The sequence below is a fragment of the Microcoleus sp. PH2017_08_TRC_O_A genome (assembly GCF_020738665.1).
Taxonomy (GTDB): domain Bacteria; phylum Cyanobacteriota; class Cyanobacteriia; order Cyanobacteriales; family Microcoleaceae; genus Microcoleus.
Genome location: NZ_JAEQCE010000037.1, coordinates 13,645 through 33,592 on the forward strand (window position 1 = coordinate 13,645; position 19,948 = coordinate 33,592).

At 45.7% G+C, this 19,948-nt stretch carries 23 protein-coding genes; 9 read left to right on the forward strand and 14 right to left on the reverse strand.

Going from position 1 to position 19,948, the window contains the following annotated elements; all coding sequences use genetic code 11:
• Positions 1-19: 19 nt before the first annotated feature.
• The 9 genes from JGK22_RS15025 to JGK22_RS15065 all read right to left on the reverse strand — a co-directional run bounded on the left by JGK22_RS15025 (position 20) and on the right by JGK22_RS15065 (position 6,989).
• The gene (locus JGK22_RS15025; RefSeq protein ID WP_293197042.1) at positions 20-433 is read right to left on the reverse strand and encodes a hypothetical protein; all 414 of its coding nucleotides are present in this window, start codon (positions 431-433) and stop codon (positions 20-22) included.
• Positions 434-725: 292 nt separating this feature from the next.
• Positions 726-1,676 (reverse strand): F0F1 ATP synthase subunit gamma, encoded by a 951-nt coding sequence (locus JGK22_RS15030; RefSeq protein WP_293190981.1) that lies wholly within the window; start codon positions 1,674-1,676, stop codon positions 726-728.
• A gap of 302 nt (positions 1,677-1,978) precedes the next feature.
• On the reverse strand, positions 1,979-3,496 hold the full coding sequence (gene atpA, locus JGK22_RS15035) for a F0F1 ATP synthase subunit alpha (RefSeq protein ID WP_293180383.1): 1,518 nt from the start codon (positions 3,494-3,496) through the stop codon (positions 1,979-1,981).
• Positions 3,497-3,803: 307 nt separating this feature from the next.
• Positions 3,804-4,349: an ATP synthase F1 subunit delta gene (gene atpH / locus JGK22_RS15040; protein ID WP_293180386.1), complete on the reverse strand. Its 546-nt coding sequence runs from the start codon at positions 4,347-4,349 to the stop codon at positions 3,804-3,806.
• Positions 4,350-4,352: 3 nt separating this feature from the next.
• Positions 4,353-4,880: a F0F1 ATP synthase subunit B gene (locus JGK22_RS15045; protein ID WP_293180389.1), complete on the reverse strand. Its 528-nt coding sequence runs from the start codon at positions 4,878-4,880 to the stop codon at positions 4,353-4,355.
• Positions 4,881-4,967: 87 nt separating this feature from the next.
• Complete coding sequence (locus tag JGK22_RS15050; protein WP_293180392.1) at positions 4,968-5,435, reverse strand: F0F1 ATP synthase subunit B'; 468 nt, start codon at positions 5,433-5,435, stop codon at positions 4,968-4,970.
• A 27-nt stretch (positions 5,436-5,462) separates the two neighbouring features.
• Complete coding sequence (gene atpE, locus JGK22_RS15055; RefSeq protein WP_193972048.1) at positions 5,463-5,708, reverse strand: ATP synthase F0 subunit C; 246 nt, start codon at positions 5,706-5,708, stop codon at positions 5,463-5,465.
• 126 nt (positions 5,709-5,834) lie between these two features.
• Complete coding sequence (gene atpB / locus JGK22_RS15060; protein ID WP_293154916.1) at positions 5,835-6,590, reverse strand: F0F1 ATP synthase subunit A; 756 nt, start codon at positions 6,588-6,590, stop codon at positions 5,835-5,837.
• Between the two features lie 27 nt (positions 6,591-6,617).
• Positions 6,618-6,989, reverse strand: coding sequence for an ATP synthase subunit I (locus JGK22_RS15065; RefSeq protein ID WP_293180536.1), 372 nt, complete (start codon positions 6,987-6,989; stop codon positions 6,618-6,620).
• Between the two features lie 626 nt (positions 6,990-7,615).
• On the opposite strand from JGK22_RS15065, the gene JGK22_RS15070 reads away from it, so the two are divergent.
• Positions 7,616-8,698, forward strand: coding sequence for a trypsin-like serine protease (locus JGK22_RS15070; protein ID WP_293274693.1), 1,083 nt, complete (start codon positions 7,616-7,618; stop codon positions 8,696-8,698).
• 85 nt (positions 8,699-8,783) lie between these two features.
• Here the strand turns inward: JGK22_RS15070 and JGK22_RS15075 are convergent, their stop codons facing one another.
• A complete protein-coding gene (locus tag JGK22_RS15075; RefSeq protein WP_293180399.1) occupies positions 8,784-9,236 on the reverse strand; it encodes a nitrate reductase associated protein in 453 nt (150 codons plus the stop codon).
• A gap of 297 nt (positions 9,237-9,533) precedes the next feature.
• Here JGK22_RS15075 and moaA point away from each other — a divergent pair, with 297 nt between their 5' ends.
• The 3 genes from moaA to JGK22_RS15090 all read left to right on the forward strand — a co-directional run bounded on the left by moaA (position 9,534) and on the right by JGK22_RS15090 (position 11,255).
• On the forward strand, positions 9,534-10,523 hold the full coding sequence (gene moaA / locus JGK22_RS15080) for a GTP 3',8-cyclase MoaA (protein ID WP_293231700.1): 990 nt from the start codon (positions 9,534-9,536) through the stop codon (positions 10,521-10,523).
• A gap of 88 nt (positions 10,524-10,611) precedes the next feature.
• Positions 10,612-10,962, forward strand: coding sequence for a type II toxin-antitoxin system RelE/ParE family toxin (locus JGK22_RS15085; protein WP_293313110.1), 351 nt, complete (start codon positions 10,612-10,614; stop codon positions 10,960-10,962).
• Positions 10,959-11,255: an XRE family transcriptional regulator gene (locus tag JGK22_RS15090; protein ID WP_293313112.1), complete on the forward strand. Its 297-nt coding sequence runs from the start codon at positions 10,959-10,961 to the stop codon at positions 11,253-11,255. The genes JGK22_RS15085 and JGK22_RS15090 overlap by 4 nt, the downstream gene beginning before the upstream one ends.
• A 32-nt stretch (positions 11,256-11,287) precedes the next feature.
• Here JGK22_RS15090 and JGK22_RS15095 read toward each other — a convergent pair whose 3' ends face one another.
• The 3 genes from JGK22_RS15095 to JGK22_RS15105 all read right to left on the reverse strand — a co-directional run bounded on the left by JGK22_RS15095 (position 11,288) and on the right by JGK22_RS15105 (position 13,002).
• Positions 11,288-11,881: a Uma2 family endonuclease gene (locus JGK22_RS15095; protein WP_293313114.1), complete on the reverse strand. Its 594-nt coding sequence runs from the start codon at positions 11,879-11,881 to the stop codon at positions 11,288-11,290.
• Positions 11,882-11,918: 37 nt separating this feature from the next.
• A complete protein-coding gene (locus JGK22_RS15100; RefSeq protein ID WP_293206215.1) occupies positions 11,919-12,068 on the reverse strand; it encodes a hypothetical protein in 150 nt (49 codons plus the stop codon).
• A gap of 553 nt (positions 12,069-12,621) precedes the next feature.
• Positions 12,622-13,002, reverse strand: coding sequence for a hypothetical protein (locus JGK22_RS15105; protein ID WP_293206212.1), 381 nt, complete (start codon positions 13,000-13,002; stop codon positions 12,622-12,624).
• A gap of 316 nt (positions 13,003-13,318) precedes the next feature.
• On the opposite strand from JGK22_RS15105, the gene JGK22_RS15110 reads away from it, so the two are divergent.
• The 3 genes from JGK22_RS15110 to JGK22_RS15120 all read left to right on the forward strand — a co-directional run bounded on the left by JGK22_RS15110 (position 13,319) and on the right by JGK22_RS15120 (position 15,077).
• Entirely contained in the window at positions 13,319-13,714 is a 396-nt protein-coding gene (locus JGK22_RS15110; RefSeq protein ID WP_293206210.1) for a hypothetical protein, read from the forward strand.
• A gap of 565 nt (positions 13,715-14,279) precedes the next feature.
• Positions 14,280-14,633, forward strand: coding sequence for a hypothetical protein (locus JGK22_RS15115; protein ID WP_293206207.1), 354 nt, complete (start codon positions 14,280-14,282; stop codon positions 14,631-14,633).
• Positions 14,634-15,077, forward strand: a complete 444-nt coding sequence (locus JGK22_RS15120) for a PIN domain-containing protein (protein WP_293206204.1) — start codon at positions 14,634-14,636, stop codon at positions 15,075-15,077.
• 166 nt (positions 15,078-15,243) lie between these two features.
• On the opposite strand, the gene JGK22_RS15125 is transcribed toward JGK22_RS15120, so the two are convergent.
• Positions 15,244-16,464 carry a class I SAM-dependent methyltransferase gene (locus tag JGK22_RS15125; protein ID WP_293206201.1) on the reverse strand — a complete coding sequence of 407 codons (1,221 nt, stop codon included), beginning with the start codon at positions 16,462-16,464 and terminating at the stop codon, positions 15,244-15,246.
• A gap of 211 nt (positions 16,465-16,675) precedes the next feature.
• Here JGK22_RS15125 and JGK22_RS15130 point away from each other — a divergent pair, with 211 nt between their 5' ends.
• Positions 16,676-16,942 (forward strand): hypothetical protein, encoded by a 267-nt coding sequence (locus tag JGK22_RS15130; protein ID WP_293313116.1) that lies wholly within the window; start codon positions 16,676-16,678, stop codon positions 16,940-16,942.
• Between the two features lie 130 nt (positions 16,943-17,072).
• The gene (locus JGK22_RS15135; protein WP_293313118.1) at positions 17,073-19,859 is read left to right on the forward strand and encodes a phycobilisome rod-core linker polypeptide; all 2,787 of its coding nucleotides are present in this window, start codon (positions 17,073-17,075) and stop codon (positions 19,857-19,859) included.
• Positions 19,860-19,948 lie beyond the last annotated feature (89 nt).

A 19,948-nucleotide genomic window follows, 5' to 3' on the forward strand; every position in this document is an offset into this window, starting at 1 on the left:
TAGCAGTTTATATTTGCATTCACAATCTGACTGGCAATTTTTTTAGCAGTTCATTAACAATAATTTGAGCGATCGGACTGTTTTGAGAAAGAGTTTGCAAGCGTTTTAAAACATCAAGACTCAGATCTAAATTTTCTTTGGCTGCATCTATCGACCTTAAAGAATCTGCCGCCGTGAGAGTAAGCTCATCATCCGGTATCTCAAGCATTTCTAGCAACAACGGAATTGCTTGTTGAGAGTCAGCATCGGAAATAATTTCGGCACAGCGCAATTGCCATTCTTGGGAACGATTACACCAACAAGATTTCAGTTCTTCCCAATCAGCAGGTGTAAGTTTTTGCACTTGTTCAATAGCATATATAACAGCATGATCTGACCAATTATCCGGCGAAAATTCTTGATTTAAATATTCATCTAGCTGTGCGAAACTCATCTGAGTAATATTGTGGAAGCTGGCATCGGAATCATAATTTTTACCAGTGCAGTGCTGTCCCCGCTCGCGATCGTCGTCGTGACTTCCGGGAGATTATCCCGGTGCGTCGCTATTGAATCGTTGTCAATAGCCAAAATAGTCACAGCGACGCACCCTACTTTAATTATAAAGCATTATATTATAGAGGCTGTGTAAGTCCCGATCGTCCAATTTGTTCCTATATTTACTAAAAAAATAGCGCCTGAGTTCCCCCAGACGCATACCATAAAATCTACAAATTGTCAACCCTAACTTAACCGTTTAAGGCTTCAGCACCGCCGGAAACTTCCAGAATTTCCTGGGTAATTGCCGCTTGCCGCGCCTTGTTATAAGTCAACGTCAAACTACGGATCAAATCGCTAGCATTCTCACTAGCATTATTCATCGCCGTCATCCGTGCAGCCAACTCGCTAGCAGCAGATTCTTGCAAAGCCCGCAGCAATTGGTTGTTCAAATACAAAGGCAAAAGTGCCTCCAGAATTTGCGCCGGATCTTGCTCGAAAATCATGTCGCGTGGCAAACTCTTCATAGGTGTACCAATCTTCTCCCGCGATACTTGAAACTGTCCGCCTTGCGATGTCAAGCGGAAGATTTCATCATCTGGAGTTTCCAAACCTTGAGGATCGAGGGGTAACAAGGTTTGAATTACTGGACGCGAACTAATTAGTGACACAAACTTGGTGTAAATTAGCTCAACTCTGTCCACAGTTCCCGACAGGAACAAAGACAGCAATTCGTCAGCAATTAGCGCTGCTTCCGGTGCTGTTGGGATTTGTTCTAAGTTAGTGTAAGTAGCATCGATCGGCTGTTCGCGACGTTGGAAATACTGAGTAGCTTTGCGTCCTACTAACACGAATTTGTAGTTTAAGCCTTCAGCTTTGATTTCCTTGGCGCGATTTTCGGCGTATCTAATGATGTTACCGTTGTAGCCACCGCACAAACCCCGATCGCCCGAAACAACCAAAATTCCCACTGTTCTGACTTCGCGTTTTTTCAGCAGCGGTAAATCCTGGCTTTCAAACTTCAAGCGTTCTGCCAAACCGTATAATACTTCTGCCAAGCGATCGGCAAAAGGACGAGTAGCAGTCACCTGTTCTTGAGCGCGGCGCACCTTAGCAGCAGCCACCAAGCGCATTGCTTCTGTAATCTTTTTAGTGTTCTTGACCGACTTAATGCGATCGCGAATAGTTTTCAGATTTGCCATAACTTTCTCCTTTTTCCTTAGCTTTTATTTCTGAGTTCTTAGTTCCCAGCCATCAGTTTTTAAGTTTAGCTACGGTAGAGACACGGCATTTTCTATTGGTATCAATTTTCAGACTGAAACCAGATGTCTCTATCGTTTTTCTCAAAGTCTCGATCCCCCTAAATCCCCCTTAAGAAGGGGGACTTTGAACGATCTTGTCCCCCCCTTATTAAGGGGGGCTAGGGGGGATCTCCGGGTTTAAAACACGCCTAAGGGGGATCTGCGACTTAACTAATGACTAATCACTGATGACTAATGACTAATTACGCAGAAACCAAGAAAGTTTGCTTGTATTCTGTGATGCCTTCTTTCAGCAGCTTCTCAGCTTCATCAGTCAAAGCCTTACCGCCTTGAACGATTTCGCCGTACTTCGGCTTGCTAGTCCGCAAATAGTCGCGCAAACCAAGAGTAAACTTGGTTACTTTGTCTACATCGATGTCATCCATGTAGCCGTTAATACCGGCATAGATCACAGCAACTTGTTCGTTCATCGGCAGAGGAGAACTTTGCGCCTGTTTCAACAGTTCGCGCAAGCGTTGACCGCGGGCCAATTGATTTTGAGTAGCCTTATCCAAGTCAGAAGCAAACTGAGAAAATGCTGCCAGTTCTTCAAACTGCGCCAATTCCAATTTCACCTTACCGGCTACTTTTTTCATTGCCTTAGTTTGAGCCGCAGAACCTACCCGCGATACCGAAATACCGGGGTTTACTGCCGGACGCAAACCAGAGTTGAACAAGTCAGAAGAAAGGAAGATTTGACCGTCGGTAATCGAAATTACGTTGGTAGGAATGTAAGCAGAAACGTCGCCTGCTTGGGTTTCAATGATTGGCAAAGCTGTCATGCTGCCTTCGCCCAATTCATCGCTTAATTTAGCAGCGCGTTCTAGCAAGCGAGAGTGCAGATAGAAAACGTCTCCAGGATATGCTTCGCGACCGGGAGGACGGCGTAGCAACAAGGACATTTGGCGGTAGGCCTGTGCTTGCTTGGAAAGGTCATCATAAATGACCAAAGTGTGCTTGCCTTTGTACATGAAATACTCAGCTAAGCTGGCGCCTGTGTAAGGTGCCAAATATTGCAGGGTTGCGGGGTCGCTAGCGTTGGCTGCTACGACGATTGTGTAGGCCATCGCGCCCTTTTCTTGCAGGACGTTGACGATGTTAGCTACGGTAGAAGCTTTTTGACCGATCGCCACATACACGCAAATTACATCTTCCGATTTTTGGTTGATGATTGTGTCGATCGCGATCGCAGTTTTACCTGTTTGGCGGTCTCCAATAATCAATTCCCGCTGTCCTCTTCCCACGGGAATCATCGCATCAATAGCGGTAATCCCTGTTTGCATCGGTTCGTAAACAGAACGGCGAGAAACGATACCAGGTGCCGGAGATTCAATCAAGCGAGACTCAGTAGTTTTGATTTCGCCTTTACCGTCGATTGGACGGGCCAAAGCATCAACTACGCGGCCCAACATTGCTTCACCAACGGGGACTTCAGCAATTCTGCCAGTAGCAGTAACTGCCGAACCTTCTTGAATGCCTAGGCCTTGGCCCATCAACACTGCACCCACGTTATCTTGTTCGAGGTTCAGTGCAATACCCACAGTGCCGTCGGCAAATTCTAGCAATTCGCCGGACATAGCTTTATCCAAGCCATAAATCCGGGCAATGCCGTCGCCTACTTGCAAAACAGTACCGACGTTAGAGACTTTTACATCTTGGTCGTACTGTTCAATTTGCTGGCGAATAATGCTGCTAATTTCGTCAGGTCTGATTGCTGCCATGTTAGTTATTATGTGTCAGTTGTCAGTTGTCAGTCAGTCGATTTTAGATTTTAGATTTTAGATTTTAGATTTACTCGCAGCATTAAATCTGGGAGTTTTAACTTCGATCTAAAATTTTTATCTTTCCACTAACTTAAGTCGGATGCTGCCCTTTTTGGGATGGTCAATCTTTGCAGCCAGAAAGAATTTGGATTTGGCAATAAGCATTTAGGACTAACAATTAGAAAACAGAAATTTACTTATTTCTGTTTTCTCTTTGATTCTTCCTTCTTCCTTCTTCCTTCTTCCTTCTTCCTTCTTCCTTCGTTTAAGAACTCAAGCGAATTCCGAGACGGCGCAATTGTCCCCGCAGGCTAGCATCAATTACTTGAGAGCCTACTTTAATTACCACACCGCCGATTAAATCTGCGTCTATTTTTGTTTCAATTTCTACGCTACGAGCGCTGGTCATCGCCTGCACTTTCTCGCGAACAGTCTGCTGTTGAGCGTCTGAAAGTGGGACTGCCGATGTAACTTCAGCCAATACTGTTTGGTTGAGTTCTCGGAGCTTTGCCAAGTATTGTTGGCCAATCCCTTCTAAAAAAAGAATTCTTCCTTTGTCTACTAAAAGCTTCAGAAAGTTGTGCATCAAGGGGCTCATTTCTTCACCCGCTATTTGCTTAATTACAGCTTTTTTAGTATCCGCTTTGATCAGCGGATTGGCTAAAAATTGACGTAATTCTTCCGAACCTTCTAGCAGGCTAAGCAAAGAACGAATGTCTTCGCCGAACTTTTCTGAGAGATTGCTGGACTGAGCCAGTGACATCAAGGCAGATGAGTAAGGCTGTAAGACTGCTGTGCTAACGATACTCACTTTTTAGCCTCCCAGTAACGCAATGCTGCGATCGATTAAGTGGTTTTGGGCGTTGTCGTCCAAGCGAGTTTTCAACTCACCTTCCACTTTTGCTAATGCCAAAGATACAACCGTCGATCTCAGTTGGGCGATCGCTCTTTCCCGCTCCGCTTCCAACTCTTGACCTGCTGTTGCTTTCATGCGTTCAACTTCCTGCGCCGCTTGAGCTAGAATTGCTTCTTTTGCTACGATCGCATTTGCTTCAGCAGCGGAGCGAATTCGTTCCGCTTCTGCTTGAGCCTGAGTCAATTTTTGCTGTTGTTCTGCTAAAGCTGCCGCTGCATCTTTTTGGCGAGTTTCTGCATCTTTAATCGCCTCTTCAATGGCGGAGCGTCTTTCGCCTAGGATATTTCCTAAGAAGCCGCGCCCGAAGTAAAACAGCAATCCAATAACAATGCTCAGGTTAATCAGGTTGGTTTCTAAAATATCGAAATTTAAACCGAAACCACCTTCTGTGCTAGCTTCTGTGGCTAGCAATAAAACAGTCCCCATGATTCTCTTCCATAATTGCGCGTGCAGGTTGGATGAACCGATTTAAGATTTGAGAATTCACCCAAAATCTAAAACTGTTCGATCGAGCTATTTGGCCAGTGCTGTGCCCAATAGCTTTTCAAGAATTTGTCGGCTCAGAGTATCTACCTCTAGTTCTAGCGAGCGCATTGCCTCTTGTTTTTGCTGCTCAATTTCTTGGCCTGCCTTTTCTCGCGAAACTTGAGCTTCTTTTTGAGCCTCAGCTACTTTTGCCGACGCGATTTTTTTGGCATCCGCTTGAGCCGTAGCAATTACTGCCTGAGACTGTTTGCGAGTTTCTCCCAGTTTTTGGTCGTATTCCTGCGCTAATTTCTGGGCTTTTGCCAAGCGTTCCTGAGCTGACACTTGAGTGGTACGAATGTATTCGTCCCGATCGTCCAGAACCTTAGTCATGGGCTTATAGAAAACCGCATTGAGGACTACCGTCAAAACTAGGAACTGCAATGCCATAAATGGCAAAGTTGCATCAAAATCAAACACTTTTAGTTCCTCCTTGTTTTTGGGGCGGAAAGACATCCGCCCCTTTTTTGCAATCCTTCAATATTAAGCGAAGGGATTAGCAAACAGCAGCACCAATGCAATAACGAGACCGTAGATGGTCAAGGATTCCATGAATGCTAAGCTCAGCAGGAGAGTGCCGCGAATTTTGCCTTCTGCTTCCGGCTGACGCGCAATACCTTCTACTGCTTGACCTGCGGCATTACCTTGACCGATACCAGGTCCAATCGCGCCTAAACCAATAGCTAGACCGGCGGCGATAACAGAAGCAGCAGCAATTGTCGGATTCATGATAAATTTCCTTAATCTTTGTGTACAGAGTTCAAGAGAGATGTTGGGTAATTGGTCATTAGTCATTAGTCATTAGACCGCTGGCTTTTGACTGTTCGCTATTCGCCTTTACCCAATTTTAGAGAGTTAATCGTGATGTTCGTCGCCGTGTCCTTCCAATGCTTCGTGAATGTAAGCTCCTGCCAAGGTGGCAAATACCAAAGCTTGAATCGCACTGGTAAACAGACCCAACATCATTACGGGCAAAGGTACGAACAGGGGAACTAATAACACCAACACCGCCACCACTAATTCATCCGCTAAGATGTTACCAAATAAACGGAAGCTCAGGGAAAGAGGTTTGGTGAAATCTTCTAAAATCGCGATCGGTAACAAAATTGGGGTCGGTTCGATGTACTTACTAAAGTAACCCAAACCCCGCTTACTGAAACCTGCATAAAAATATGCCAAAGAAGTCAGCAATGCGAGTGCTACCGTCGTGTTGATGTCATTAGTCGGAGCAGCTAGTTCGCCCGCTGGCAACTTAATTAGCTTCCAAGGAACTAAAGCGCCCGACCAATTCGATACAAAAATAAACAGGAACAATGTGCCAATAAATGGCAGCCAAGGACGGTACTCTTTCTCGCCGAGTTGATTTCTAGCCAAGTCTCGAACGAATTCTAAGGCGTACTCCATGAAATTTTGCATTCCGCTCGGAATTCTCTGCACATTGCGAGTTGCCGCGAGGGAAGCTATCAGGAGGAGAGCAATCACAATCCAGGAGGTAATAAATACCTGTCCGTGAACTTTGAGACTGCCTATGTGCCAGTAGAAATGCTTTCCTACTTCCAACTCAGCGAGGGGAAAAGCATTAAAGGCATTTAAGACATTTAGCATTTCCATTCACAAGAAGTTCACACAGTGGAGGGTTCACCGACTGCCTGACCCATTGGCAGGGTCGGTAACAAACAGGCTTTGCAGCATATAAAAGACGATCGCGCCCTTATACGTCAGAAATCCCAAAAATATGGGCAAAATCTGTAGCTCTTTCAACTGAGTTGATACTACAATCAACCCAATAAATACAGCTAACCTATTTTTGCTCAGACTCGTTTTTTGCGGGCCGATGCGTTCAACGTCTTTAGCCAACATTCTCAAGTAAACCACACCGGCGATCGCCCCAAGCATATAATTTAGGGCAATGTTGAGTGAATAAAAAATCCACACCGAGATAAAAATTATTCCCGTGAAAGCGAGAGTGACCACAAACAACTGTTGTTGAAGTTTGTAGAAATCTTGCATAGTGTCGGTGGACTCCGGTTCGGACGAACCTGTCTGAGAGATGTCCCCCGTTTCAGCGATGGATGCGCGAGATTGATCTGACAAGGTTACTTGACTTTTAAAGCAGTCGGTGTTAGTTGACTCCCACTACAATTAATTCGGTTGAAACCGTCTTGTAGCGACAAGTGTGACAAAAGCTACAGCTCGTACACTTCAGATCGAATAATACCACGCGCAGGTAACATAACTTAAAAAAAAATGAATTTTTTGATTGGTTTCTGAGAAAAGTCTGGCTGAGTTACCGAACCCAGGTAAGCGTGCCGAACCTTTCCGAAACCAGAAGCTAGAAGGGTTTTATGCAGACAGCCGGAGATTCTCTGAATATTTATCATGTTGTCGTTGTCGAGCGACTCGGAAATCTTTTTGGTCGATCGACATAATTCTACATCTCCCACCGCCCGATCGCACCAACTCACACTTTATATCGCCTGAAGCGCACAAAATCTTTCTTACTTAGTATAAAAAAACGGGAGCTTTTTGGCGAATATAAAGATTTGTAACAAAGCCCAACATTTTGCATAAAAATCGAGTTTTGCACCAGATAGGTCAATAGAACAACAAATTTAACATCGATCTCGGTGCTTACTGTGAAAACTCAAAACCTAATTACATCAACGCTAACAGCCTTTGTGGCAGCAGCAGGTTTCAGTGGCAGCGCGATCGCCGGTACGATTCGGCACGATCGATCCGACGCCCAGTACACAAACTTCGCCAACCAAAACCAATTTGCCAGCGTCGGCCGCCTCGACATGAGATTTGCTAACAACACGTTCACCCTTTGTTCGGGAACCCTGATCAGTGCCAACTGGGTACTAACCGCAGCGCACTGTTTTGAAAACGGTCAACAAAGTCTTGCTGGTGCAGGTTTTTCAATTGGCGGGCGCAGCTATTCAATCAATTTGGGACTTCAGAACGGAGGATGGGCCAGTAGCAACCGGAACGCGAGTGCAGGCGCTGACATAGGCTTGTATCGGCTCAGCAGTTCAATCTCGAACATTAATCCGGCCACCCTGTACTCCGGTACTAACGAAGATTTGCAAGTCGGCAGCTACGTCGGGTTCGGAAATACAGGCAATGGCTTAAGTGGCGAAAATGTAGGAACATACAAAACAAAACGAGCTGGTCAGAATACGATCGGCCTGGGTAGTCGATTAGGTTATTCCAACGGAATACTCGTGTCAGATTTCGACGATCCTCGATCGGTCGATCCCTCACAGCCATTGACTCGCCCTCTCAACCTAGAATACCAATTAGCCCGGGGCGATAGCGGTGGAGCACTGTTCATCGGCGGACTCCTGGCCGGTGTCAACTCTTTTATTACCAGCCAGAACAACCAGAGGTTGGCTGACTACGGCGATATTTCTGCTACTACTCGCGTCTCGTCGCAATACAACTGGATTCGGAATGCCATCAGCGGATTAGCTGGAACAGGAGTGCTCAATAGCTTACCTAGAACTAGCTCAAACTTTGGCCCAACTACTCTCGCGGAGCTCGTAATCGATCAATCCGACAGTATCGGCGACTTGTCACAACCACTGGAAATAGTACAGGATACTTGGGACAACTCCGAAGCAGTACCGGAACCGACAACAGTAGTCGGCGGATTGCTTTCCTTGGGGGGTTTGATTTTAGCCCGCCGCCGCCAAAAGTTAGCTCAAAAACAAGCTTGAAGCTAGGAGTAGGTGGACGCAGTTAAACGTAAAATCCGCGGCTAGAACCTGCTAGAAGCCGGACTTATTCAATAATTCCGGCTTCTCATGCAACGAGGTGAAATTCTCGAACAGCGGGGAGAAAGTTTTTATTCTCGTGGCTCGATCGACTAAGTTTGATTAAAGCAAACCGCTGTAGCGGCTGCAAACCGCTCCACTGGGCATCGGTAACAGTCAATCCGAGCTCTTGCGCTTTTGCTGTGACGGATTCTGGTATGGTTGCAGCATCCATCCACGGGGGATTTTGGTCGATCGCCAAATCGGTTCCGCATTTTCCAGTATGTTGGATTAATATTTGGTTTAGCTGTTCTCGGTAATCTTGAATTTCTGCACTTGTCACACAAGGAAGCTCTACAAGTGTTTGGCGTTCTGCTTGAGTAAAATGATTCCAATCTTGCAACTTGAGTTTGATGCCGCAAGTATCTAACTTGAGGCGTACTTGCATTGGGATGCAGCGCAGGGCTTCTACAAAGTCAGCTTCAAATTTAAAAAATGTCATAGATATATGGATTTGCAAATTAGATTTTTTTTATTAACCGCAGAGGGCGCAGAGAGCGCAGAGTAAGAGATGAGGGAGAAATCGATGTCGTTTTTTTGCTTCTTGGGTGCATCTCATTTTTGCAAATATCTTCGTAGGGGCGAAGCATTCCGGCAGACGATTTATTAGCTATCGCCAGAGATTGACTACCGGAATGCTTCGCCCTTCCCAAATTGAGATGCACCCTTTTGCTTTCTATCAATAATTGCAGAAAATCGAGTCCGCATTTATAATTAAATAATATTACAAATCATTGACATGAATCCCGTAGACTACCTTCGGATTAGTTTGATAGACCGCTGCAATTTCCGCTGTCTCTATTGTATGCCGGAAGGTAGCGAGTTGGACTATGTGTTGCAGCAGCAGTTGCTAACTCACTCGGAATTGCTAACTTTGCTGCGGGAAGTTTTCATACCTGTGGGATTTACTAAGTTTCGGTTGACTGGTGGGGAACCGCTGCTGCGCCCTGGGGTGGTGGAGTTGGTTGGGTCGATCGCATCTTTGCCGGAAACGCGAGATTTGTCAATGACAACTAATGGCTTTTTGCTGGCGGGAATGGCCGAAAATCTCTACAATGCTGGTTTGCGCCGGATTAATATTAGTTTGGATTCGCTGGAACCGGAGACTTTTGATCAGATAATTGGTAGTCGGGGCCGATCGCGCTGGATGCAAGTTTGGGAAGGAATTCAAGCAGCTTATCAAGTTGGATTTGACCCGCTGAAGTTGAATGTGGTGGTGATTCCCGGTGTGAATGATGGGGAAATATTGGATTTAGCAGAATTAACTATTAACCGGAATTGGCACGTTCGTTTTATTGAGTTTATGCCGATCGGCAATGGCGATTTATTTGGCGATAAAGGTTGGGTAGCTTCGGCAGAATTGCGGCAACAAATTAGCGATAAATATGGTTTAGCCGAGTCGGGAGTGCGGGGAAATGGGCCGGCGGATGTGTTTCAAATTCCGGGGGCGAAGGGCACTTTGGGGTTTATTAGTCAGATGTCGGAGTGTTTTTGCGATCGGTGCAATCGGATGCGTTTGTCTGCTGACGGGTGGCTGCGGCCTTGTCTGCTGAACGAAACGGGGCAAATTGACTTGAAAACGGCTCTGCGGAATGGGGTGTCTACGGTTGAATTGCGCGATCGAGTGCAGCAGATATTAGAGATTAAACCGGAGATTAATTTCAAGCAGCGAGATTCGGGAACTACTCAAGGAAATTATAGCCGCACCATGTCTCAAATCGGCGGCTGAACTAACCGACATAGAGCGCTGAAGAAATAAAATACTTAAGGCAATACTTGAGTATAATTGTCACAGTATTCGATTCTCAACAAACTCGATGACCATCAAGCCGATTCGGTGGGTTGGCCCTGCCCGCGAAGAAATCCAATCTCTTCCTGAAGATGCCCGAAAAGAAGCCGGTTTTTCACTTTGGACTCTCCAGCAGGGCATACAACCACCAGACTTTAAACCGATGTCGATCGTAGGTAAAGGCGTTGAAGAAATTCGGATTCGGACAGAAAATGCCTATCGGGTTTTCTATATTGCTAGATTTGAAGAAGCTATTTATGTGCTCCATGCCTTCCAAAATAAAACTCAGAAAACAGCCAAGAAAAATATCGAAGTTGGGCAGAAACGCTACCAAGAGTTGTTACAAAATCGTTTAAACTCAAGAGAACCGGAACAATGAGCGAAAATACTATTACCCAAGCAGTCGATAATATCTTTCTAGACCTCGGATTCTCATCTGAAGAAGCTGATAACTTACTAATCCGATCGCAACTAATGCTTGCCCTGATCCATCAGATTAAAGAGCGCGGTTGGACTCTCGATCAAACGGCTCAACATCTCCAACAGTCCAACGATCGAATCAAAGCTCTAACTCAAGGTAAAATTGGGCAGTTTTCCGTTGACATTCTGATTGCAATGCTCAATAAAGTAGGTATGACTGTCAAAGTCGAAATTTGCCCGAAGGTAGCTTAGGTGAAAATTATGCAATTTGGCGCATTCTCCAACTAAAACTCCCCTCCCAAGACTTGTCGCGCCGTCAAATTCAACTGCGGAAACGTTGGAGAAACAAGTGCTTGTTCCCCTTGAAACATCCCAACTTCCACATACTCACCTGATTCTAACCTGAGTACCGCTACCATTTGCTCTTGAGGGTCAACAATCCAATACTCAGGGATGCCCCGCGCCGCATATTGGGCTCGTTTGCTAATGTAATCGCGATCGCGCCCAACTCTACCTGGACTAACAACCTCGACAACCAACTGAGGAGGTGGCATAGTTTGGGTGATGGTTAGCCTGGTTGCTGTCAGCAAGATGTGTTCGGGGCGCAAAACCACTAAATCTGGGTAGCGGTTAGCTGCGTCGCCCTCCCGCAGGATCGGAAGTTGGATTTCGCAGATATGTGTTCTGATCAGCCTCAGTGGGATGAACCCGCTACTAGCCAGAGTGAATAGTAGATAGTTAGCAATGAAATTGTTGGGGCCCGATTCTGGTGGCAATGTTACTAACTCTCCATCAATTAATTCGTAGCGGTTGTCGGTGTCGTCCTCATAGGTGAGGTACTCTTCAAAGGTAAGTTTCTGTTTGTGGGCTTGTGTCATCTTTTACCTTCCAGGATTGCTATTGTTATTAAAATATTTACACATCCGAGGGAAGCGGCGGCCGCAGTGATTCTAGTTGAATTAACAAGCTGGGTAGCACTGTCCGATCGACACGGGGCGATCGCCCCGACACCACAGGCAAGGCTACAAAATGCACCATCTGGCGGGGTCTAGCGGGTTGTGGCATGATTCCTGTGGCAGTGGTAAGGCTGGCAGAGTTGCATCACAGGCAAAGCTCGCGGGTCTAGCGCAGGTCTAACGTCTGGCCAGGTTGCCACGGTCGGAGCGATCGGATTGTAGCGGTGGCGGTCTAGCTTTTTTCCGTCACACTTGCACGTTGCAACCCACAGCTTTTTTGAAAACTGGGAGGGTGTGGGTGCGGTGGCACACAGAGAGCGGTGATAGCGCGGTGAGGGCGGTTCGATATGTGATATATTTGCAAGAACAAAGATTTTGAGTCACAAAAGGCAACACAATTATGTCTATTTTTCCTTCCGAACCGTCTTTAGAAACTTGTACAAAATGTAAAAAACAATTTCATTTAATCAGAAATGAGATGTCCTTTCCTGTCGGTAGAGAAAGAGAGACTTACAATTGTCCGTACTGTAACCACCAATATAGTGAAAGAATTAGAGGTTCTTTTTCAACTGAAAAAATAGATAGCGAGTAAGATTTGTGTTTCCATTTCATTTACATGAACTTACAATTTAAAGTTTAGGATTAGAAGGTTAAACAAAGTTTTACTTTCTATTTTTATTTTCAAATTCATCTATTGTATACCAATATTTTAATGTCCACCAAGTTTCATAGTGTACACTTTTCTGCTCTACCCCTATTTTTAGTTTTCTCCTTACTTGGTTTCTTGGTAAACCTTTTGCAAATATTTGGTATGGTTCTTTACCTTCCACATACATAATCCATCCTCCTTTAGGATGTTTTTCAAAACTTTTAAATGTGACTATACAGGCTTGTGTGGTGTCGCTGGTTTTACAATTCTCATCTGGTTTAGGAGCTGGTGGCTTCCATATATGGTTTATGTAAGGGTTGAAGAGTAAATTAGGTATTGCACCCATTGCTATCAAATATCCTAACGTTGCCCAACTGTCTTTAACTTTACTCATTTACAGTATCTTAAATGGCTGACATTCTATCTAACCATTTTTATATATAGATGTCAAATTTTAGGTGGATGTATACTCACAATTTGATTTATCTACAAGGGTTACAGGGCTTAGGCGGGGAATTGTGGCAACTGACGCACCCTACGGCTCAACTGAAACTTGTAGGGTGCGTCAGTTCGTAGATTGTCGATTTTTACCGAAAATAAGGACAACTGACGCACCCTACGACTGACAGGATAGATATACCCATTAATGTTAAGTTTTGTTACACCATTCAACATTTCTGGATTATGTTATATTACTATGTGCCTAAACAATGCTATTTGTAATTAAAGTCTATATGTTTTTTAAAAGAAGCCTTGCTTTTTCAATTTTAAGTTTGATCCTAGTTAGTGGCTGTTCAGCGCCATCAGTTCAGATATGTGGATTACGAATTGCTGAAGGCGAAAAATTACCTGTGCGTACTAACAACAGAGAATTGATTAATACTTTAGCAACTATCGATCAGGCAGACAAAGCAAGAAGAGAAGGCAAAGTATCTTCCTTTTCTATGAATGAGAGTAATGATGGGGCATTATTACTAGCTAGTAGTCTAAACTTAATAGGGATTGGCTCAGATGGTCAAAATTTAATTTTAAGACGAGCGAAAGATTGGGAGTCTAACGAAGCGCTTCGCGCTCAAATAGAACCTGCTCTTTGCCGAACTAAATGAAAGACTTACTTGTACTCTTCTTTTTAAGTAGGTAGGCAAAATTAATTGTATGTTTTTGTGTTGATTTTACTTAACCACCGATTTTGTAGGGACTTGGCATGCTAAGTCCCTACAACTAATAATAAAATATACAATTAATTTTGTGTAGGTACTTAACAGTTCGCTACACCAGGGATACGGCGATCACCCTCGCCACTCGCTGCGGATTAAAAAAAGACCTCCTGTTTTACTCCCCCCGTATTGCCCCTGTTTGACTTTCAGGCGATCGCCCCTTATCCTCAGCAGTTCCGTAATTTCAGACGATCGCGCTTCAAAACCGCCATCAAAAGCGCAGCGCTCTACGCTTTACCTGAACTATCCGCGATCTCTTGTTTCTGACTTAAACGAGTCGCACACTTAATACGGTGTTAGTGTTTGATTGATTTACTCCCGATCCTGGACCGGGAGTACCAGTTCAAGTAGGGTGCGTCAGTTCGTAGATTCTCGATTTTTAGCGAAAATAACGGCGACTGACGCACCCTACGACTCAACTCGGTGTGAGCAATATTAGCGCTAGAGTTATAATATGACAATCAATTTAATAAAGTGCGATCGACCCTGCTATCATCAGCCCAAAAACTTGCACTCAAGGATAATTATGCTGCACAATCTTCAGCAATCTCACCAACAAGAGATACAGGCGATTACTCAAGTTTTGGCAAAAATTACCAGCCGCACGGCGGATCAGATTAAACCATTACTAGATGCGATGCTCAAACAGCTAATTGAACCTCAACAACGTCCATTTTATGAAACAGCTACCCCAACAGAATGGTCAATAGCATTTCAAGAATGGGTTGACAGTCATCGTACCCTAAATTTCCCCACTCTTTCAGATGAAGCTATTAGCAGAGAGAGCATTTATGGAGACAGAGGTTAAATGCCGTTTCTCGTAGATACAAACATACTGCTGCGTAGTGTAGATCCAGCACACCCAATGAATCCTGATGCTGTCAATGCCGTGATTACTCTGCGCGATCGCGGGGAACAACTTTATATCGTACCCCAAAATTTGATCGAGTTTTGGAACGTTTGCACGCGCCCGATCCAGAGAAATGGATTAGGGCGTACTGCAACAGAAGCAGAGGCAGAAATTAATCGCTTAAAACAGCTTTTTCCTCTGTTATTGGATACCGAAGCAATTTATCAAGAATGGGAGCAACTGGTGATAACGTATAAGGTTATAGGTGTCAACGTTCATGATGCGCGTCTAGTTGCGGCTATGCTAGTTCATGGTTTAACCCATATCCTAACTTTTAACATTGCTGATTTCGCTCGTTATTCAGAAATTACGGCTGTTAATCCCCCAACTGTAAAGCCTTGATTAATTGGGGATTTAACAGAAATGGTAAGGTGCGTCAGTTCGAGATTATCCATTTTTAGTGCAAGTAACACTAACTGACGCACCCTACGACTCTTCTTGTAGGGTGCGTCAGTTCGTAGATTCTCGATTTTTAGCGAAAATAACGGCAACTGACGCACCCTACGGCTCAACTAGGTGTTAGCAAAATTAGCTGTTTTGATAAGATCGATCGCACTTCATCCAATCCCACCTCAACATCCGCCAAAATCTCTCCCACAGTTTTCTGTACCTCTTTCTCCCCCCCTTGGCAAGGGGGGGCTGGGGGGGGTAAACAACCTTGCAAAAACTCAAATTCAGCACTTGACAAATTGAGCAATTGGTAGTTGCAATCAAACACTTGTTGACTCGGCCAACCGTGCATACAAACGCTCAACTCTGGAATTGCCGCCAAAAGTGCTTTATCATCCGACCAATCAATTTTATTAACAGGCTTTTTGCCCAAGAAAAACTCGTAATGAGTGATTTCCGTATCCAACAATTCAATTAATCGATAAAGCTCCCGTTCCGTCAAACCCTGAGCTCTTTCTATCAATTCCGGTGCTTTGCCCAAAAGTCTTTCTAACTGCCAATATCCCGGATTTGAGAAACCGATAAATTCTAATCCAGAAGCGTCAATTAACTCGAACAAAGTCTCGATGTTGTAGTCAATTTCCTGCGGGTGAACGTACATATCGGCAAAACATTCGTCTCGCAGATTTTCTCCCGCCCAACGCTGTTTTTCGTACTTGACAAGGCGGTTGGTTTCTGGTAGCGAAGCAAAGATTTCACGGCCGACTTTCACACCATCGGGATAGTCGCCTTTTTGAGTTCCTTGGAGAAGTGCGATCGCCCTTTGCATCAATTGAATTTCCCAGCGGCCCAATTCAGCATACACAAAAATGTGCATCAAGCCACCAGGAGCTAACTTCGCCGCCAGTGCTTGAATGCCACGAATCGGATCGGGCAAATGATGCAACACGCCCACGCAATTGATCAAATCGAACTCGCCTTCGAGTCGATCGGCATCGTACAGGCTGAGGTGGCGAAAATCAGCTTCGCGCGCGCCCGATCGCCTACAACGTTCTTGTGCTACCTTCAAAGCACCGGAACTAAGGTCGATCGCTGTTACCGACGCTTCAGGATTCAAGTGAATCAGATAATCCGTACTCGAACCCGTGCCGCAGCCAGCATCCAAAATCCGAACATCCAGTTTTGGCGGCTTTTGGCCAGTGCAAAAATTGTAAGCATCCGGCCAACTCCAGCGCCAGTTGTATCCCGGTGGTGGTTCGTCCGACAAAGGATCGGGCGGGAAAGGAAAAGTATCGTAAAGCCGACGCACGGCAGCACTGATATCAGGCGAAGTTTCCATAGATTAGGGAAGAGTTTTAAGTGTTGAGTTGGGCTTCGGGATGGGATTGGACTGACGGCTGACAACTGCCTACTGACAACTGCCTACTGACAACTGCCTACTGACAGCGCTAGCGTAATAAAACTTATCATTTTTTCTCATATAAGCTCTCTTAAATCTATACAATAAATCTCGGCAGGCTTTTTAACAAACGAGGACTGTCCATCACCCAATGCTGAGCTTTCGGGTAAGGCAGCGGCGTCTTTCGGCAGAAAGTAAAAAGCCCAGAAAAAGGCAGAAGAAAATTTTGGATTTTCTTTTTCCTGAATTCACGGCTCTTGCTGCGATCGTCGCAGGAGTCAGCTATCCTGCCTTTGTATTTTTTCCAGGAATGTACGGGCGAAGCAAGGGCGGAGCGACTGCCGGCGCCTGTCTTCGGGTCGGACATTTCCCGGCAGGACGAAAGATGAAACCAAAACATTTTAATCTAAGAAAGTAAGCGCCCTAACCTCGTGATAGGTCAAGGCAAAAAGTAAACAAAGCAAAAATACCTAATTTTACCTGCATGAGAAGGCAAGGTTAGTCTGGGTAAATGCTGCAACGATTTAGATAGGGAGCGAAGGAGTCTAATGACTGTAAAAGCAAGTGGTGGAAGCTCAGTTGCCCGTCCGCAACTATATCAAACTGTACCAGTCGCAACGATTTCGCAAGCTGAACAGCAAGACCGCTTCCTACAGCGGGGCGAACTCAGCGAACTGGCAAGTTATTTCAGTTCCGGTGCTCTTCGGATCGCGATTTCTGAGACGCTAACCAGAAACTCGGAACTGATAGTATCCCGCGCAGCCAACCGGATTTTTGTCGGCGGTTCCCCGCTGGCATTTTTGGAAAGACCAGCAGAACCTGTGATGGCTATGGCTGGCGCAACTCGCGGCGGCTCGGTAGATGTCTCTGAAGGCATGAAACTAGGAACTGTTACTTACGTTGAAGGTCGCGCAGGTGGCGGCGGCGGTAACGGCAAAGGCTCAGGTGGCGGCGGATTCTTGGGCTTGGGAAATCTGTTTTCCACTAACGGCGGCGGTGGCGGCCCAATTCCAGCAGGATTCCAGCCGATTAATGTCTCGCGCTACGGCCCGAGCAACATGACCAAATCTCTGCGGGATTTGAGCTGGTTTTTGCGTTACATTACCTACGCGATCGTTGCTGGCGACCCGAACATTATTTCGGTAAACGTCCGCGGATTGCGGGAAATTATCGAAAATGCTTGCTCGTCGGCGGCGACAATTGTGGCAATGCAGGAAATGAAGGCTGCATCCTTGAACTATTTCAAGAATGATGAGGCAGCACGCACGATCGTCGCACAGTATTTTGACGTAGCAATTACCGAATTTAAAGCTCCTACACCTTCACCGAAGGTGCGTCAGCGCGAAACCAATGACCAGCAAGGGCTGCAACTTCCTCAAATCTACTTCAACGCAGCGGAAAATCGGGCGAAATTCGTCATGAAGACGGGTCTGTCGTCGGCTGAAAAGATTGAAGTAATCAAAGCAGCTTACCGCCAAGTTTTTGAGCGCGACATTACCCGCGCCTACAGCCAAAGCATTTCTGACCTGGAATCTAAGGTCAAAAACGGCGAAATCTCCATGAAAGAGTTTATTCGCCGCCTTGGTAAATCTCCTCTGTACCGCCAGCAATTCTACGAACCGTTTGTCAACAGTCGCGCTGTAGAACTGGCGGCCCGCCACTTCCTCGGCCGCGGTTTGAGCTCGCGGGAAGAATTTAGCAAGTATTTTGCGATCGTCACCAAAGGCGGCCTGGCAGCCCTCGTAGACGCGATGGTTTATTCTCAGGAATATTCCGACTACTTCGGCGAAGAAACAGTCCCTTACCTGCGCGGTTTGGGCCAGGAAGCTCAGGAATGTCGCAACTGGGGCCCGCAAATTGATTTGTTCAATTTCAGCGCTCCTTTCCGCAAGGTTCCTCAGTTCATCACCTTGTTCGCAGGCTACACTCAGCCTCTACCAGATCAGCACGTTTACGGTATTGGTAACGATCCGCTGGAAATTCAGTTCGGTGCGATTTTCCCGAAAGAAACTCGTAACCCTAAGAACCGTCCAGCTCCCTTTGGCAAAGACACTCGCCGGATCTTGATCCGTCAAGGTGCGGGGATTGACAATCAATTGAGCAACCCAGCGGCTCGCGGTGCGGCTCCTGGTTCTCTGGGCCCCAAGGTCTTTAAACTAGACCAGTTACCCAGCAACTATGTGGCTTCCAAGAAAACCGCTCGCGGTGCCTCCAGCAGCTACAGCAATGCTTCCAGTGTCAAATATACCGAAAGTTCGACTCAAGCGGTGATTCGGGCTGCTTACCTGCAAGTGTTTGGTCGCGATGTGTTCGACGGCCAGCGCCAAAAGGTGGCGGAAATTAAGCTGGAAAACGGCGACATCCCGATGCGCGAGTTTATTCGGATGTTGGCGAAATCCGATGTGTTCCGCAATATGTACTGGAGCAAGCTTTATGTTTGTAAGGCGATCGAGTACATCCACCGCCGACTCCTGGGACGCCCTACTTACGGCCGTCAGGAAATGAACGCTTACTTTGACATTTGTGCCAAGAAGGGTTTCTACGCGCTGGTCGATAGCATCATGGACAGCATGGAGTACAACGAAGCTTTCGGGGAAGATACAGTCCCCTACGAGCGCTATGTGACTCCGGCTGGTTTGTCGATGCGGACGATGCGATCGGGTTCCTTTGGTGAGAAAAAGGCCAACGTTGAGCCGACTCCTGAAACACCTCGGTTTATCGAATTGGGTACTGCGATCGATGGCGGAGATCTTCAGTTGCAAACTCGGATTGCTCAAGGTGTGAGCAAGCGCCGTGAACAAACTAAGGTGTTCAAGCTAACAACTACTTCGGATAAGGTAGCTTTGAAAACTTTAATTCAAGCTGTTTACCGTCAAATTTTTGAGCGTGACATCAACTCGTATGTTGTGAAGAATGAATTCACGGCGTTGGAAAGCAAACTTGGCAACAATGAAATCAATCTCAAGGAGTTCATTGAGTGTTTAGGTTGTTCGCCGCTGTACGTGAAACAGTTCTATGCACCTTATCCAAATACTAAGGTGATTGAGTTGGGTACGAAGCACTTCTTGGGCCGTGCTCCTCTCAATCAAGCGGAGATTCGGACTTATAACCAAATCTTGGCAAGTAAAGGGATTAAGGGCTTTATCAACGCGATGTTGCTGACTGTTGAATATGCTGAGGCTTTTGGTGAGGATACTGTTCCTTATCGTCGCTTCCCGACTTTACCGGCTGCTAATTTCCCGAATACTGAAAGGCTGTACAACCAGTTGACTAAGCAGAATTCTGATGTTGTGGTTCCGAGTTTTGAGCCTGCGACTGTTACTGACAGAAGTTAGATTAATTTGAGTTTTTGGATGTTAAATTACTGGTAATTTAACATCTAAAATTAGTTGAAGGGCTGGTAACTATACCAGCCCTTTTTTGG